This is a genomic window from Halobellus sp. H-GB7, from assembly GCF_030848585.1.
Lineage (GTDB): Archaea > Halobacteriota > Halobacteria > Halobacteriales > Haloferacaceae > Haloquadratum > Haloquadratum inordinatus.
On record NZ_JAVDDW010000001.1, the window covers coordinates 924,217 to 939,551 of the forward strand.

The 15,335-nt window shown below is 65.2% G+C and carries 13 protein-coding genes; 5 read left to right on the plus strand and 8 right to left on the minus strand.

What is annotated here, in order from left to right; all coding sequences use genetic code 11:
- Positions 1-5: 5 nt before the first annotated feature.
- The 6 genes from RBH22_RS04815 to RBH22_RS04840 form a co-directional block, all read right to left on the minus strand.
- On the minus strand, positions 6-1,379 hold the full coding sequence (locus RBH22_RS04815) for a geranylgeranyl reductase family protein (protein WP_256545087.1): 1,374 nt from the start codon (positions 1,377-1,379) through the stop codon (positions 6-8).
- A gap of 70 nt (positions 1,380-1,449) precedes the next feature.
- Positions 1,450-2,544 carry an ABC transporter permease gene (locus tag RBH22_RS04820; RefSeq protein WP_306676698.1) on the minus strand — a complete coding sequence of 365 codons (1,095 nt, stop codon included), beginning with the start codon at positions 2,542-2,544 and terminating at the stop codon, positions 1,450-1,452.
- On the minus strand, positions 2,537-3,808 hold the full coding sequence (locus RBH22_RS04825) for an ABC transporter permease (RefSeq protein ID WP_256290429.1): 1,272 nt from the start codon (positions 3,806-3,808) through the stop codon (positions 2,537-2,539). Before RBH22_RS04825 ends, RBH22_RS04820 begins: the two co-directional genes overlap by 8 nt.
- Positions 3,805-5,397 carry an ABC transporter ATP-binding protein gene (locus tag RBH22_RS04830; protein ID WP_306676699.1) on the minus strand — a complete coding sequence of 531 codons (1,593 nt, stop codon included), beginning with the start codon at positions 5,395-5,397 and terminating at the stop codon, positions 3,805-3,807. The genes RBH22_RS04825 and RBH22_RS04830 overlap by 4 nt, the downstream gene beginning before the upstream one ends.
- A gap of 75 nt (positions 5,398-5,472) precedes the next feature.
- Positions 5,473-6,594, minus strand: coding sequence for a BMP family protein (locus RBH22_RS04835; RefSeq protein WP_306676700.1), 1,122 nt, complete (start codon positions 6,592-6,594; stop codon positions 5,473-5,475).
- Between the two features lie 188 nt (positions 6,595-6,782).
- The gene (locus tag RBH22_RS04840; RefSeq protein WP_306676701.1) at positions 6,783-8,150 is read right to left on the minus strand and encodes a phosphopentomutase/phosphoglucosamine mutase; all 1,368 of its coding nucleotides are present in this window, start codon (positions 8,148-8,150) and stop codon (positions 6,783-6,785) included.
- A 233-nt stretch (positions 8,151-8,383) separates the two neighbouring features.
- Between RBH22_RS04840 and RBH22_RS04845 the strand changes: the two genes are divergently transcribed.
- From RBH22_RS04845 to RBH22_RS04865, 5 genes are all read left to right on the plus strand, one after another.
- Entirely contained in the window at positions 8,384-8,938 is a 555-nt protein-coding gene (locus tag RBH22_RS04845; protein ID WP_256545091.1) for a DoxX family protein, read from the plus strand.
- Positions 8,939-9,032: 94 nt separating this feature from the next.
- Positions 9,033-9,308, plus strand: coding sequence for a hypothetical protein (locus tag RBH22_RS04850; RefSeq protein WP_306676702.1), 276 nt, complete (start codon positions 9,033-9,035; stop codon positions 9,306-9,308).
- Between the two features lie 201 nt (positions 9,309-9,509).
- The gene (locus RBH22_RS04855; protein WP_306676739.1) at positions 9,510-9,791 is read left to right on the plus strand and encodes an acylphosphatase; all 282 of its coding nucleotides are present in this window, start codon (positions 9,510-9,512) and stop codon (positions 9,789-9,791) included.
- Positions 9,792-9,965: 174 nt separating this feature from the next.
- Positions 9,966-10,358, plus strand: a complete 393-nt coding sequence (locus RBH22_RS04860) for a universal stress protein (protein ID WP_121570318.1) — start codon at positions 9,966-9,968, stop codon at positions 10,356-10,358.
- Between the two features lie 171 nt (positions 10,359-10,529).
- Complete coding sequence (locus RBH22_RS04865) at positions 10,530-11,987, plus strand: nucleoside recognition domain-containing protein (protein ID WP_306676703.1); 1,458 nt, start codon at positions 10,530-10,532, stop codon at positions 11,985-11,987.
- Here the strand turns inward: RBH22_RS04865 and RBH22_RS04870 are convergent.
- Entirely contained in the window at positions 11,980-12,777 is a 798-nt protein-coding gene (locus RBH22_RS04870) for a helix-turn-helix domain-containing protein (protein WP_256545095.1), read from the minus strand. The genes RBH22_RS04865 and RBH22_RS04870 overlap by 8 nt on opposite strands.
- Positions 12,774-15,332 carry an MMPL family transporter gene (locus tag RBH22_RS04875; RefSeq protein WP_306676704.1) on the minus strand — a complete coding sequence of 853 codons (2,559 nt, stop codon included), beginning with the start codon at positions 15,330-15,332 and terminating at the stop codon, positions 12,774-12,776. Before RBH22_RS04875 ends, RBH22_RS04870 begins: the two co-directional genes overlap by 4 nt.
- Positions 15,333-15,335 lie beyond the last annotated feature (3 nt).

Here is a 15,335-nt window from a genome sequence, read left to right on the forward strand (position 1 = left end):
GCGGGTCAGTACTTCGGTTCCGCGCCGGTGACCGCGTAGATGTCGTCCATCAGGCGGTCGCGCTCTGCCTGCCAGACGTCGAGCGCCTCCGGGCGACCCGGGTACCGGCCGTAGTGCTGCATCAGGTCGTCTGCGAGGTTCTTCGTCTTGTAGAAGTGCAGGATCTGCCCCCAGTAGCCGTACGAATCCTTGACGGTCTTCGCGAGTAGCGTCGGGCCGAAAGAGGTCGTGCCGGAGTACAGCGCCTCGGCGAGCTTTTCACCGGGGAGCGACGCGAGAAGGCCCATCAGGTCGTCGACGTCGACCGCAGTAGAGAGGATGTTGTAGACGTCGAGGCCGGCGTAGCGCGCGCCGAAGTGGTCCATCACGCGCTCGTTGTAGCGCCAGAGGTTCTCCTCGCCGACGTCGCCCTCGGAGATCGCTTTGACCGCCTGCTCGCCGGCGTAGGTGCCCGCGTAAGCCGCGCCGGCGATGCCGCCGCCGGTCGTGGGGTTGACGTGGCCCGCCGAGTCGCCAGCGGCGAGGAAGCCGGGGGCGACCGCGGAGTCGTAGGGGCGGCGCGTCGGCAGCGCCGCGCCGAGTTTGTCCGTGACCGTCGCACCCTCGAACTCGGGGCGGTGCTGGAGGTCGCGGCGCAAGTCGTCGACGAGCTTCATCGGCTCTTCGTTCATCTGGAAGCCCAATCCCGCGTTAATCGTGGTTTCGGTGCGCGGGAAGTACCAGAGGTAGCCTGCGGCGCGCTCGGTGGGCTTGAACACGAGCGCGTCGTCCCACTCGACGGGTTCGGGGACTTCGACGATCTCCCGATACGCAGAGCAGAACTGCGAGTACGAGACGTTCGTATCGAAGGTGGCGTTCGAGAAGTCGGTCTTGTCCTGCAGGAGCGACAGCGAGCCCGCACCGTCGACGACGACGTCGGCGTCGTAGGTGACGACGTCGCCTTTGTGCGTCCCGCGGATTCCGGTGACAGTTCCGTCGTCGTCCTGGACGACGTCCTGAACCACCGTGTCGTAGTGGAAGTCGACGCCGGCGGACTCTGCGCCCTCGATGAGCAGACGACCGTACTCCCAGCGGTCGATGACCGCGAGTTCACCCGGAACGGGGATCTCGAGAACGGTGTCTTCCTGTGGGATCTCGAAGCGCCCGTGGTCGACGCCCGTGTTCGTGAAGGCGCCCTCGATCTGGGACTTCGGAATCGCCTCCGGGAACGCGTCCGCGCCCTTCAGCGCGTCACCGCACGCGATGTGTCCGGCTTCCTCGGCTGTCTTCCGCTCGACGATGGCGACGTCGAGGCCCTCTCTGGCGACGGTGGCCGCCGCGTAGCAGCCAGCCGTCCCCGCACCGACGACCACGACGTCGTACTCGTGGGAGGTACTCATCGTTCCGTCTCTCGCGTGCGAGCGGAAAACTCTTTATCTGTGCGACGGCCCGAGTGGGCCGGTCGCAGCCTCACTCCTCGCCGGATTCGTAGTACTCGCCGGCCGCCTCGGGCGTCCGCGTCCGACCGACCAGCGCGAGGATGACGATCACGACCACGAACGGCGTGATCCGGATGAGCTGTCGGGGGACGCCGATGCCCTGCAGTTGGAGTGCAGTCTGCATCGCGTCCAGGCCCGCAAACAGCATCGTCGAGAGGAACGCGCCGATCGGATTGTAGTTGCCGAACAGGTACGCGACGATGGCGATGAATCCCTTGCCGTTGACCATCGTCGGGCCGTTTCCGGTGAACTGCCCGAGGTCGAGCGACAGCGCCGCGCCACCCATCCCCGAGAGCACGCCGGAGAGAAGCACCGCGGCGTAGCGGACGTGTGCGACGTTCACCCCGGCGGTGTCGAGCGCCTTCGGGTTCTCGCCGCTGGCGCGGATCCACCGACCGAACGACGTGCGCTCGAAGACGTACCACGAGAGTGCGACCGCCAGAAAGAGCAGATACACCGACGGCGACGCCGAAAAGAGCGCTCCGAAGAACGGGATCTCTGAGAGGACCGGTACCGAAATGGCGCCGATCGTCGGAACGGTCGACGTGTTCGGCCCGCCGTAGATGACCTGCGAGGCGAACGGCGCGAGACCGAGCGCGATCAGCCACACCGCCAGCCCGGCGATGATCTGATCGGCCCGGAATCGGATCGTGACGACCGCAAAGAGCGCCGCGAGAAGCGTGCTGGCGATGATTCCGCCACCGAAGCCGAGCCAGACGCCGCCCGTGACGTCGGTCACGTAGACGGCGGTGAACGCCGAGATGATGAGCAGGCCTTCGAGTCCGATGTTGATCACACCGGACTTCTCGGCGAAGATGCCGCCGAGCGCGGCAAAGGCGATCGGAACCGAGAGCCGCAGCGCCGACGCGAGCGTGTTGCGGCTGGTGATGACGTCCGAGAGCGTGCCGGCGAGCGAGTCCGGAAAGAGCGCGCCGACCGCGAGCAGGACGGCCAGTCCGCCGACCGTGGCCCACGCCACGATCTTCCGCGGCGAGTGCGTATCGAGCAGGCCGTCCGATTCGTCGCGTCGGGGCTCCTCCGAGGCGCTGCCCGTCGCATCACTCATCGGATTCACCCCCGTCGTCGCCGGACGTGCCAGAACTTCCGGCGGCCGGCTCCGGGCGTCCGCCGTCGGTTGCGACCGCGCGAGATCCGGTGTCTGTGATGCGCTTGCCGACGAGCCGGAAGAACTCCGGCATCGCGACGAAGAGGATGATGAGCCCGCGGAGCACGCCGACCAACTGCGGCGGGACGTCGGTCGCGAACTGCACGACGGTCGTCCCGCTCTTGAGCACGCCGAAGAGGAGCGCGGCGATACCGACCCCGAGCGGGTTGTTGCCGGCGAGGATCGAGACCGTGATGCCGTCGAATCCGTAGGAGGGCACGCCCGTCTGGAACGTCCCGAGAATCATCATCACGTACATCGCCCCGGCGACGCCGCCGAGTGCACCCGACAGCGTCAGACTCGCGACGACCGTCCGCGGGGCGTCGACGCCGCTGTACTCGGCGGCCTCGGGCTGAATCCCGCTGGTGCGGACGTCGTATCCGAACGCCGTGTGCTCGAGGAGGTAGTACAGCCCGGCGATCGCGAGAAGTCCGAAGAACAGCGCCACGAGCGAGAAGTCCTGGCGACCGCCGAAGAGCACCGTCGGGAACTGCGCGTACTCCGGCAACGGGACGGTCTGATTCGCCGCGCTCTCGGGGTCTTTGAACACACCGCTGACCAGATACAGCGTCACTCCGGTCGCGATGAAGTTGAGCATAATCGTGGTGATGACCTCGTTGGCGTCGGCGTACGCCTTCAGGAACCCGGGGATGGCACCGTAGAGGCCGCCGAAGACCGCGCCGACGAGGATCCCGAACGGGACCAACACGACGGTTCCGAGGACGCCCGAGACGAGCGTCGCGCCCCAGAGGACGGCGACCGCCGTCGCCAGCGCGCCGACGACCATCTGGCCCTGCGTCCCGATGTTGAAGATGCCGGCGCGGAACGCGAGCGCGACCGACAGCCCAGCGAAGATCAGGAGCGTCGTCTCGCGGAGCGTGACCGAGAACTGCCCGTCGGGCGACCAGCCACCGCTGAGGGGGTCACCCAGTGCGCCGAGGAAGAGCCGATCGAAGACGAGGATCGGGTCGTAACAGAAGCCGGTGCCGAAGTAGTAGACCGCCTCGTTCGGCGTACACGCCGTCATCCGACCGGCGACGAGCACCAGGACGGCACCGACGAGGATCGAGAGCAGGAGCGCCGCCGTGCTGATGAGGATCCGCTCGGTCGCCGAGGCGTTGGCCAGGCGGGCGAGCACGTCGCGGGCGCGGTCGCCGACGCTCACGGGCGGTCACCGCCCGTGGCTGCCTCGGCCGAACCGCTCTCTGTCGCGTCGGTCGATACGTCCGCGTCGTCTTCGTCCGGGTGCTCTCCGGCCATCAGTAATCCGAGCTCCTCTTCTGTCGTCTCGTCGGGGTCGACCACGTCGATGAACTCGCCCTCGTAAATCACGCCGAGTCGGTCCGAGAGCCCCTGTACCTCCTCTAACTTCGAGGAGACGAGCAGGACCGCGACGCCCTGCTGGCGGAGTTCCAAGAGCCGCTCGTGAATGAACTCGATCGAGCCGACGTCGACGCCGCGAGTGGGATGCGAGGCGACGACGAGTTCGGGGTCGCGCTCGAACTCGCGGCCGACGATGAACTTCTGTTGGTTCCCGCCCGACAGCGACTCCGAGATTGCGTCGGCGTCCGGCGGTCGAACGTCGTACTCGTCGATGATCGCCTCGGCGTGGGTTCTGGTCGCCGGCCAGTCGATGCGGCCGTTCGGACCGAACTCTTTGCTATGCTGACTCCCCAACAGCGCGTTCTCGGTGAGGTCGAAGTCCATCACGAGGCCGCGTTCCTGTCTGTCTTCGGGGATGTATGCCATCCCCTCCTCGATTCGCTGTCGGCGGGAGTCGGCGGTGACGTCGTCGCCCAGAAATTCGATCCGGCCGTGTTGGGGGCGTCGAAGCCCCGTCAGCGCCTCGACGAGTTCGGACTGTCCGTTGCCGTCCACCCCGGCGATTCCGAACACTTCGCCCGCCCGAACGTCGAACGAGACGTCGTCGACGGCGCGAACGCCCCGGTCGTCGTCGACGACGACGTTCGAGACGGAGGCGACGACGTCGCCCGTCTCCGCGGGTGGGCGATCGACGTCGAGTAAGACCTCGCGGCCGACCATCAACTCCGCGAGGTCCTCGCGGGTCGTCTCGTCGGCTTTGACGCTGCCGACGTTGCGGCCGTCCCGGAGGACGGTGATGTCGTCGGCTGCGCGCATCGCTTCGCCCAGTTTGTGCGTGATGAAGATAATCGTCTTGCCCTGAGCGGTCAGTTCTTCGAGGACGCCGAACAGTTCCTCGACTTCCTGCGGCGTCAGGACGGCCGTCGGTTCGTCGAGAATGAGTACGTCGGCGCCGCGATACAGTGCTTTGAGGATCTCGACGCGCTGTTGCTCGCCGACCGAGATGTCCTCGACTCGGGCGTCGGGATCGACGTCGAAACCGTAGCGATCCGAGAGTTCGACGACCGCTTCGCGGGCGGCCGCGCGGTCGACAGCGAGGCCGCCCCACTTCCGCGGCTCGTTGCCGAGGGTGATGTTCTCGGTGACCGTCATCGGATCCACGAGCATGAAGTGCTGGTGGATCATCCCGACGCCGGCGTCGATCGCGTCTCTCGGCGAGTCGAACGAGCGGACCTCCTCGTCGACGAGCACGCGGCCCGAGGTGGGTTCGTAGAGTCCGTAGAGGACGTTCATAAGCGTCGTCTTCCCGGCCCCGTTCTCTCCTAAGAGTGCGTGTACGGTCCCGCGCTCGACGGCGAGGTCCACGTCGTCGTTCGCCACGACCCCGGGGAACCGCTTCGTGATTCCGTCGAGGTGGACGGCTGTGGCCATAGATCTGTTTCTCCGTGGTTCGGTGATAAACGAATAGGTTTGGATGTGTAGTGGCTCGAACGTCGCTGTGTCGGCCTACTGCGGGGTCGAGGGGACCGAGATGTCGCCCGCGATGATGCTCTCACGTGCGCTGGCGACCTCGTCTGTGACGTCCTGCGGGAGCTCCGAGCCGAGCTGGTCGCCTTCGATCAGCGCGACGCCGTCCTGTTCGAGGCCGAGGGAGACGACGCTACCGCCCTGGAAGTTGTCGTTCACGACCGACTCGATCGCGTTGTACACGGCGGTGTCGACCCGCTTGACCATACTCCCGAGGATGACGTCGGCGTAGGAGGGCTTCGTGATCGACTGGTCGCGGTCGACGCCGATCGCGAACTTGCCCTGCTCTTGGGCGGCCTGGAAGACGCCCGTTCCGGTGTTCCCCGCCGCGTGATAGACGATATCGGCACCGCTGTTGTACATCGCCGTCGCGGCCTCTTTGCCACCGGCCACGTCGTTGAAGCCGCCGACGTAGTTCGTCAGGACGTCGACGTCGCCGCTGCCGGCGTTCACGCCCGCCTCGAATCCGGCCTGGAACTTCTTGATCAGGTCGGACTCGACGCCGCCGACGAAGCCGACGCTCGTCGAGTCGCCGGCGGTCGATCCCGCGCCGGCCGAGAAGTCTCGCGTGGTGAGGAGACTCGCCATCAGGCCCGCGAGGTACGAGCCCTCGTGTTCCTTGAACGTGTAGCTCGCGACGTTCGGCGCGTCGACGACGCTGTCGACCAGCATAAAGTTCTGGTCCGGATAGCTCTCGGACGTCTGCGAGAGCGCGTCAGCCTGCAGGAACCCGATCGCACAGATCAGGTCGTAGTTCGGATCCGTCGACTGTGCGAACTGCTGCTGGAACGTCTTGAACTGGGCCACCTCGTCGGGCTGTGCCTCGTTGAACGAGATGCTGAGCTCCTCTTCGGCCTGGAGCGCGCCCTGCTGGGCCTGATCGTTGAACGACCCGTCGCCGAGGCCGCCAGTGGCGTAGACCATCCCGACGTTGGCCGCCACGTCGCTCTCGGTCGTCTCGCCGCCCTCGCCGCCGCTGTCAGAACCGCCCGACCCGGTCGTCGGTTCGGCCGTGGATCCCCCAGAGGGACCGCCGCTACAGCCGGCTAGTCCAGCGATTCCCGCGACACCAGTGGCCTTGACAAACGTACGTCTATCCATATTATGGACTCCTATTGAACACTGGGCAGCGAGATGTGCATAAATTCGTCGTTTCCGCGTCTGCACACGTCTCTGTGTGGACGAAAAACTGGACACGCATCCGAGAGTTCGCGGAGCCGAGGTATGCGTCGAGTAGCGAGGTGTGCGTCGGCCAGCAAGTGCGTGTCGAACAGCCCGGAAGACGCAGATCAGGCGTCCGCCCGGTCGACGGCGGCCGCGACGACGTCAGTCACCTCGCTGACGAGCGCGTCCACGTCGTCGGCTTCCGCGTACACACGGACGTATGGCTCCGTCCCCGAGGGTCGCACGAGCGTCCACGACGCGTCGGGGAACTCCAGTCGGACGCCGTATTCGGTGTCGACACCGGCGTCGGGGAACGCCTCCGGAAGCGCCGTCTCGAGTCGCTCCATCACAGTCGATTTCAGGTCGTCGGGGCAGTCGACGCTCACTTTCCGGTAGGGCCGTTCCGTCACGGGTGCGCGGAGGCCGTCGAGGCCTTCGGACGCGACGAGGCGCGTCAAGATGGCCGCGGAGGCGACGCCGTCGATCCAGCCGCCGTGTAGCGGGTGGATGTGCTTCCACGGCTCGGCGGCGAAGACCACGTCGCCGCCCTCGGCGCGGGCCGCAGCGATGCCCTCGTGGAGCGCCCCGAGCCGGACGCGTTCGACGCGCCCGCCGGCGTCACGCACCCGCTCGTCGATCCGACCGGAGGCGTTCGGCGTCGTCACGACGACCGGGTCGGCCGCGTCGCTGGCGCGAACGAAGTGTGCGGCCAGAATCGCCACGATCGTATCCTCGTGGACGACCTCCCCGTCGGCACCGACGATCACGATCCGGTCGGCGTCGCCGTCGTGCCCGATTCCGAAGTCGAACGCGCCCTCGCGGACGAACTCCCGGAGGTCGGCGAGCGACTCCGGCGTCGGCTTCGACTCCCGACCGGGGAAGTGGCCGTCGACCTGTCCGTTCAGCGTGACGACGCGAGCGCCGAGTTCCCGGAGGACCTGCGGCGTTCCGAGCGCGGCCATTCCGTTCCCGCAGTCCACCGCGACGTCGAGACCGTCGGCGGCCGCGCCGTAGTCGCGGGCGTACTCGACGACCGCCTGTCGGTAGTCTTCGAGGACAGCGAGATCCTCGGACGCCCCCCACTCGTCCCACGCGGTGGGCGGGTGATCGCTCGCGACCCGCGCTTCGATCGTCTGTTCGAGCGTCTGATCGTACTCCTCGCCGTCGACGAACAGTTTGATTCCGTTGTCGGTCGGTGGGTTGTGCGACGCCGTCAGCATCACGCCGTGTCGTCCCTGTGAGGCATATGCGAGTGCCGGCGTCGGGAGGACACCGACCAGTCTGACGTCCGCACCGGCTGATTCGAGTCCCGCCTCGACGGCCGCCGCAAGCGCCGGGCCGGTCGTCCGTCCGTCGCGACCGACGACGACGGTCGGTGGGCCCGCAGATTCGACGGCGTCGGCGCCGACCGCCCGACCCACGTCGAGTGCGAGTTCAGGCGTCACCCGCTCTGTGGCCGATCCGCGAATCCCGGCGGTCCCGAAAAGTTCCATACGCTATCTGGCCCGCCGATCGCCTATAAACTCACGCTTGCGTTCCGAATCGCGACGGGCTTGGTCCGCATTTACGGTGGTCCGGAGGCGTCGGCCGCGGTCCGAAACGAACCACCCTATGTTTTATATATTGTACAATATTGGGAATATAGTGCGAGGATTTACGTCATATTCCGGGATTAGATCCAATTTGGGCACATACATTTAATAACCGTCTTCGAGATGCTTCAACGATGTCTGTACAAGAAGTTCAACTCCGGAGTACGCTTGCAGGGTTCACAGCGGAAGGCAAACTCCACTCGTTGAGCGTCTGGTTCATCCTCGCGCTCAGGCTGATGATGGGCTTGGCGTTCTTCCAGAGCGGCTTCGACAAGGTGCTCTCGGGGAGTTTCGGCGCGGCGGGCTACCTCCAGAACGCACCGCCGGCGAACGGCAGCCCCGTAGCAGGACTGTTCGTCTCGATGGGGCAGACGCCCTGGTTCGTCGACTTCGTGAACGTCGCCGTCCCGTGGGGCGAGGTGCTCATCGGGCTCGGGCTCCTCTTCGGCGTCCTGACCCGCCTCGCAGCGTTCTTCGGCGCGTTCCTGATGCTCCTGTTCTATCTCGGGAACTGGAGCGTCTCCCACGGGTACATCAACGGCGACTTCGCGTATATGCTCGTGTTCCTCTCGGTCGCGGCGTTCGGTGCCGGTCGAATTCTGGGCCTGGGTCAGTACATCGAACAGTACGATCTCGGAGGAGAGACGCTCGTCGAACGGTACCCCTGGGCGCGATATCTACTCGGGTAACACCGGTTCCCACCTAGAGCACGTCGTCACACGTACGATCGGCGACGAGATATATTTATCACAATCGAACCTGTAATTTCAAACAGTGGTATGTATGCTCACACCAGACACCACGGAAGCGGAGCACCATAGTCGCCGGGAGCCAGAGCCCAGTGCGGACTGCATCACGCTTTCGACGTACCTCGAATTCCTCGCAGGTGGGGCTACGGTCGCGGTCGTCTTTCTGTTCGCGATGCCGATCCTGGTCGAGTTGGCGAACCCTCTCGGAGTGCTGTCGACCACCGCGCTCGTCTTCCTGTTCATCTTCGCGTGGTTCTCGGTGTGGGTGCTGATCCGGGTCACACAGGAGCAGATGCCGTCGCATAGCTGAGACAGACCGCCGAGCGCGAGCGTGAGGAGCACGCCGAGGATGACGACCGTCGGGTCGGACCCGTACGCCGGCGAGACCCACTCGGGACAGCCGCTCAGCCGTGAGTTCGAGCGAGGGGCCCGCATCTGCGCCTTCGAGGCGGGTCCGACTGGCCACCTGACGACAGCCTCTTTTTGTCCGCCGCCGCAATCGTCGAGCGGGATGAGCGACGACCGAACCAGAGCGCACGTCTTCGTCAGCGGAACCGTCCAGGGCGTCTACTACCGCGCGTCGACACGCGATGCGGCCCGCGAGCGCGACGTCGACGGATGGGTCAAGAATCTCGACGATGGCCGCGTCGAGGCCGTCTTCGAGGGTCCCGAGTCCACGGTCGAAGAGATGATCGATTGGTGCCACACCGGCAGTTCGGCCGCTTCAGTCGACGACGTCGAGGTCGAGTACGAAGCACCAGCGGGTGAGTCAGGCTTCCAGGTCCGCTGGTGAGAACGCGGCACGCAACGGCCAGGGATGGCCGGAACCGCGGCTTCGACGACCGGGACCGCGGTAACGATAGGCATTAATGGGAGACCGAGAGGATACTCCGAACACGGCGGAGTGCGACCGTCGGTTTCCGACACCGACCGTGCGCGCCACCCGCAATCACACGACTGACCCACGATGAAAACGATACTACTCTGCATCGACACGGACGTCGAACGGGCGAACGAACAGGTTTCAGCGATCACCGCGCTGCCGATGGATACCGAGCAGGTCCGGGTCGTGATCTATCACGTCTTCCGGACCGACGACGAGGGGGCGAACGCCGAAGACCTCAAATCGGTGCAAGCTGCCACCGAGAGTCTCGAAGCGGCCGGGTTCCCCGTGGAAGTGAGTCAATCCAGCGGCGACGCCGTCCAGCACATCATAGAGAAGGCAGAGGAAGTCGACGCCGCGATGCTCTGTCTCGCCGGGCGAAAGCGGTCGCCTGCCGGCAAAGCGCTCTTCGGGAGCGTCACCCAGGACGTCAGCCTCAAATCCGACCGCCCGGTGATCCTCAGTACGGCTGAGTGACGCCGGCGCCAACGCCACTGAACGGTGTCCCGGGATGCGGGACAAAATACTGGGTGAATAAGGTATTGTTACGTATTGTAACACAATTCACCCGTATTGTTCATAAATAATGTAGTCGTTGCTCACAGAAGATCGGAGTATTTTTTTTATAGCATTATTTTTTGGCAACCTATGATAGGTGGCCAGAGCTGGGAAAACAGCGACCACATCTCGGGCGAGTCAGTTCAACCCGAACAGAAGTCCATAGACGACGTAACGATCGAATGGCGGACGCGACCGCTACTGAAATTCCTCATTTCGTTCATCACGGGCGGGTTCTTCTTCCTCTTCCCGGTCCAGTGGGAGGGACAGACGACGATCCCGCTCGACATCCTGATGTCGTTCATCACGGACTTCTCTTTCTTCGCGGTCGAGGTCTTCGTGCTCTTGATCCTGTTCGCCGGCGGGATCCTGACGACGATCTCGATGCTGCATTATCAGGGTACGATCTCGCTGAACGACCGGACGCAACGGCTGCTCCAGATCGGCTACTGGAAGACGTCGAAGCCGTTCTGGGCGTTCCGCGTCATCGCGATCTTCCTCGGCGTACCGATGTTCTTCGGGTTCGGTCCCGAACTGATCCTCGCCGACGGGATCGCCGGGATCGTCTGGGACGTCCTGATGATCACGATCGTCCTCGTGATCCCGCTGGGCGGGATCTTCGTCAACTTGCTCGCTGAACTCGGCGGGCTCCAGTTCATCGGGACGCTCGCACAGCCGATTATGAAACCGCTGTTCAATCTGCCCGGGCGGGCAGCCCTCGACAGTGCTGCCTCCTGGCTCGGATCGTTCAGCGTCGGGTACTACCTCACGCGGAACGTCTTCGATCGGGGCGGCTACGACAAGCGCGAGGTGTTCGTGATCTGTACTTGCTTCGCGACGGCGAACCTCGGGACGGTCGGTGCGGTCGCCGCCGTGCTGGAACTCCTCCACATCTTCCCGCTGCTCGTCGCGCTCTATATGATCGCGACGCTCATCGTCGCCGCGATCCTCGTCCGCGTGCCGCCGCTCTCGAACGTCCCACAGGAGTACATCGCCGAACCCAACCCCGAGCCGGCCTTCACCGGGACGGTCGGTGAGTACTTCACGTTCGCCCTCAATCAGGCGATGCAGACGGCCGAAGATGGTGATCCGATCCACCGCGCCGCGATCGACGGCTTCGTCGACGGGACGAAGCTCACCGCGATGATTCTCGGAACGGTCCTGACGATCGCGACGACCGTGCTCCTGCTCGAAGCCCACACGCCGGTCTTCGAGTACCTCGCGGCCCCGCTCGTGCCCGTGATGTCGGCGCTCGCGATTCCGGATCCGCAGATGGCCGCGACGGCCATCATCGGCGGCGCGGCCGAGTACTTCATCGGCGCGACGCTCGCCGTCGGGACGGACATCGCTACGAAGGTGTTCGTCGTGATCATCACGAGCGCGCAGGCGATCTTCTTCGCCGCGTCGGCTCCGATGATGGTCGATATGTTCGACGACGTCCCGATGCGGTTCCGTGATCTCACCCTCATCCTGGTGCTCCGGACCGCGCTCTTGATCCCGATCGCCGCCGCCCTGACGCACGGTGTGGCGGCCCTCGGCCTCATCTAGAACCGCGAACGAGCGAATCGATACTCCCCGCGATCGCGCCGGCGAGGATCTCGGCCATCGCGGTGTCGGCCGACCAGATCGCTGTTTCCTCCGAAGAATCGTCCGCAGAGACGGCCGAGAGAAGAACGGCGCGTTCGTCGATTCGGAGGACGCGGCCGATGTGATTCATCCCCTCCGTTTGGACGGGCGTATCCACTTCGATCCCTTCGACCTCCGCGAACATCTCTCGGACAGTCGGACTCTCACTGACGACCCGGACAGCGACGCCGGCGTCACGACGCTCTTCGACGATCTCGACGAAGTCCTCGGGGACGAACTCGGGGGCTGGGGCGCCGAACAACAGGGTCTCGGTGGCCTGCCGGGCCAGTTCGACGACCCGCCTGTTCACCGGCTCTCGACCGCGGACCGTCCAGACGTCGTCGCGCGTCTCCTCCTCGGTTCGGGCCGCGCGCTGGGCTTCTAAAAAGGCGAAAGCGCGATCGGCTTCCCGTTTCAACGACTCGGCGAGTTGCCGCCGCGCCGTGTCGAGGCTCACCGGACGGTAGCGTTTCGGCGTGGACTGCTGGAGTTCCACGAGGCCGAGATCCGCGAGTTCCTCGGCCGCACCGTACACCTGCGAGCGCGGGACGTCCGTCTCCTCGTGAATCTGCTTGGCCGTGCCGACGCCGAGTCGCTGCAGCGCGATGAACACCCGCGCGGCGTAGTTCGACAGGCCGAGGCGTTCGAGCGACGAAACCGCCTCGTGCTCGGAGAGATTCTGGTTCGTATCGGAGCCGGGTCCAGCGTTCATAACGGGCCTCCGTCGATGCCGTTGGATTCGTCGAGCGATGGCTCGGCGACGGTTTCCTCGGGCGTTTCGCCCGTTGGATGCCCCATCGGCACGTCGGGGTCGTCGTTGACGATCCGATCCCACACGACGAGCGCCGAGGGGAGCACGAGCAGGGACGTGAGGAACGAGTAAATGATCGAAATCGCCGTCAACACGCCGAACTGCCCGAGCACCGAGAGGACGGCGAGAACGAGGACGCCGATTCCGAAGGCCGTGGTCGCCATACTACTCAGGAGTGCGCCACCGGTCCCGATGACGGTCCGTCTGAGAGCCGGGATGAGCGCCCGCTCGCGACGCTCGTCGATGAACCGGTGGACGACGTGCACCGAGTAGTCGATCCCCAGCCCGATCGTGAGCGAGAGGATCGTCGCCGTGAACGCGTTGAACGAGATGCCGAGCGCTCGCATCGTCCCGGCGACGGCCGCGACGGAGACGACGATTGGGGCCAGGTTCGCGACGCCGAGCGATGGGAGCCCTTCGAGCACCCAGTAGATGACCACGAGGAAGATTACCGTGGCCCCGAGTGCGAGTCCGAGACTCGTCACCGCGGACTCGAAGATGAGATCGGAGACCTCCTGGAAGACGATGGTGTTACCCGTCGCCGTCGCGTCCCCGCGGAACCGCTCTGCGACCTCTCTCGCGGCCACGGTCGCTTCGTCGTCGGACACGTCAGCGGAGACCGAGTAGACGATTCGCGCGCTCCGGCGATCCTCAGAGAGGTACTCGGACGCGCGGTCGCCGACCGGTGAGGTCTCTAGTTCCCGGTAGATCGTCGGGAGGTTGTCGTCGGGAACGCCGTTGTCGTTGCGGTCGTTCCGCTCGACCAGCGCGGCGAACTCGGGGTTCTGCTCCGCGTAGTCCTGGATGATGGTGACGATGCTCGTGGCCTCGGCGCGCCGGTCGTCCGCGCTGACGAACTCCTCGGGCGGATCTTGTCCGGCGCGATAGATCCGTTCGAGCGCGGCGTCGTTCTCCATCCGCGTCTCGACGTATATGGTCACTGACCCCCCCTGCGTCCTCGTGAATTTGTCTTCGAGGAAGTTCAGCGTCCCGACGACGCCGTAGTCGCTGGGTGCAAACGGTTCTGGAAGCGACTTCAAAAGCGGCGAGACCTCCTCCGGCGGGAGGAAATCCTCCTGGGTGAACGAGGTGTCGACGCCGGTGGCATACGCGCCGGCGCCGGCACTGAAGACCAGCGCGAGCACGAGGACGACGATCGGCACGTACCGCGCGAGCGTGACGCCGACCGAGAGGGTCTCGCCGAGCGCCGACCCCTCCTCACCGATCGGACTCTGGCTGAACGTCGGGATGGGCCAGTCGTAGCGGCGGCGGTCGAGCCACACCTTGGCGGCGGGGAGGAAGATGCCGAAGATCAGGAACGTGAAGATGATGCCGACGCCGGCGACGATCCCGAAGTCGCGGATCGGCGGCAGGTCCGAGGCGAGATTCGAGAGGAAACCGATGACGGTGGTGCCGGTGACGATGAAGAAAGCGACGAGCAACTGATCGGTCGCGACGGTCATCGCCTCCTCGACGTCGAGGCCGGTCGCTCTGTCCTCCCGATAGCGGTTGATCGCGTGGATTCCGAAGTCGATCCCGACCGCCAGAAGCAACGGCGGGACCGAGATCATAATCTGGTTGAACGGGATGCCCGCAAGCCCGAGGAAGCCGAACGTCCAGATTACGGCCATCCCGAGCGAAATGACGCCCAACAGCAGGTCTAGCAGGTCGCGGTAGGCGACGACGAGGAAGCCGACGATGAGGAGGACGGCCGCGGGCGTGACGATGAGCAGTGAATCGGTAACGACAGTCCCGAACTCGTCGGCGATGATCCCGCTCCCGAAGACGGTGATGTCGGCGTCCAGTTCGGCGTCGATGATCCGCTGGGCCTGGTTCTGGATCGGAGTCATCGGGCTATCGCCCGACTGTCCGGACCCACCGCCGCCGACGTCCTGCGGCAGATCGTGCGTGACGACGCCGATCGTCGACGATGCCGACGCCGCCTTCCGGTTGAAGTCGTTGCTCAGTGTGCCCGTGAAGCCGGGGTTGTCCGCGTTCTCACGCACGGCCCGGCGGACGTCGGTCTGGGTCGCTCGTTCCAGCGCGATGATCTGCTCTTCGAGCGTCGTCGCCGACGGGTCGATCGTCTGGGCGACGACAGACGCCGCCGAGGAGGTCTCGGAGACGTACATATCGTTTCGATCTTCGAGCGCCTCCTGTGCCCTGAGCATCGCGAGCAACGACCGCTTCGAGAGGACGTTGGCGTCCTTCTGGACGAGCTGTGTGCTACCGGGACTCGGCGAGAACACCGGCAGGAACTCGTTTTCGATCCGTTCGAGCGCGTTCGCTGCCGGGATGTCTTCGGCGAACTGCTGGGTCCCCGCCTCGGTCGAAACGCCACCCAGACCGACCGCGAAGACCGCCGTGACGAGCAAGAACGTCAGAATCACCCGCGTGGAGTAGTTGACGATCTTGTCGTCGGCCCAGTCGACGAACCGCTGGTAGTCGAGCCGCATCGG

What these genes read in the sequence shown, in the direction of transcription:
- RBH22_RS04815 (WP_256545087.1), bottom strand. Translation starts at nt 1,379, where the DNA reads ATGAGTACCTCCCACGAGTACGACGTCGTGGTCGTCGGTGCGGGGACG.
- RBH22_RS04820 (WP_306676698.1), bottom strand. Translation starts at nt 2,544, where the DNA reads ATGAGTGATGCGACGGGCAGCGCCTCGGAGGAGCCCCGACGCGACGAA.
- RBH22_RS04830 (WP_306676699.1), bottom strand. Translation starts at nt 5,397, where the DNA reads ATGGCCACAGCCGTCCACCTCGACGGAATCACGAAGCGGTTCCCCGGG.
- RBH22_RS04835 (WP_306676700.1), bottom strand. Translation starts at nt 6,594, where the DNA reads ATGGATAGACGTACGTTTGTCAAGGCCACTGGTGTCGCGGGAATCGCT.
- RBH22_RS04840 (WP_306676701.1), bottom strand. Translation starts at nt 8,150, where the DNA reads ATGGAACTTTTCGGGACCGCCGGGATTCGCGGATCGGCCACAGAGCGG.
- RBH22_RS04845 (WP_256545091.1), top strand. Translation starts at nt 8,384, where the DNA reads ATGTCTGTACAAGAAGTTCAACTCCGGAGTACGCTTGCAGGGTTCACA.
- RBH22_RS04850 (WP_306676702.1), top strand. Translation starts at nt 9,033, where the DNA reads ATGCTCACACCAGACACCACGGAAGCGGAGCACCATAGTCGCCGGGAG.
- RBH22_RS04855 (WP_306676739.1), top strand. Translation starts at nt 9,510, where the DNA reads ATGAGCGACGACCGAACCAGAGCGCACGTCTTCGTCAGCGGAACCGTC.
- RBH22_RS04860 (WP_121570318.1), top strand. Translation starts at nt 9,966, where the DNA reads ATGAAAACGATACTACTCTGCATCGACACGGACGTCGAACGGGCGAAC.
- RBH22_RS04865 (WP_306676703.1), top strand. Translation starts at nt 10,530, where the DNA reads ATGATAGGTGGCCAGAGCTGGGAAAACAGCGACCACATCTCGGGCGAG.
- RBH22_RS04870 (WP_256545095.1), bottom strand. Translation starts at nt 12,777, where the DNA reads ATGAACGCTGGACCCGGCTCCGATACGAACCAGAATCTCTCCGAGCAC.
- RBH22_RS04875 (WP_306676704.1), bottom strand. Translation starts at nt 15,332, where the DNA reads ATGCGGCTCGACTACCAGCGGTTCGTCGACTGGGCCGACGACAAGATC.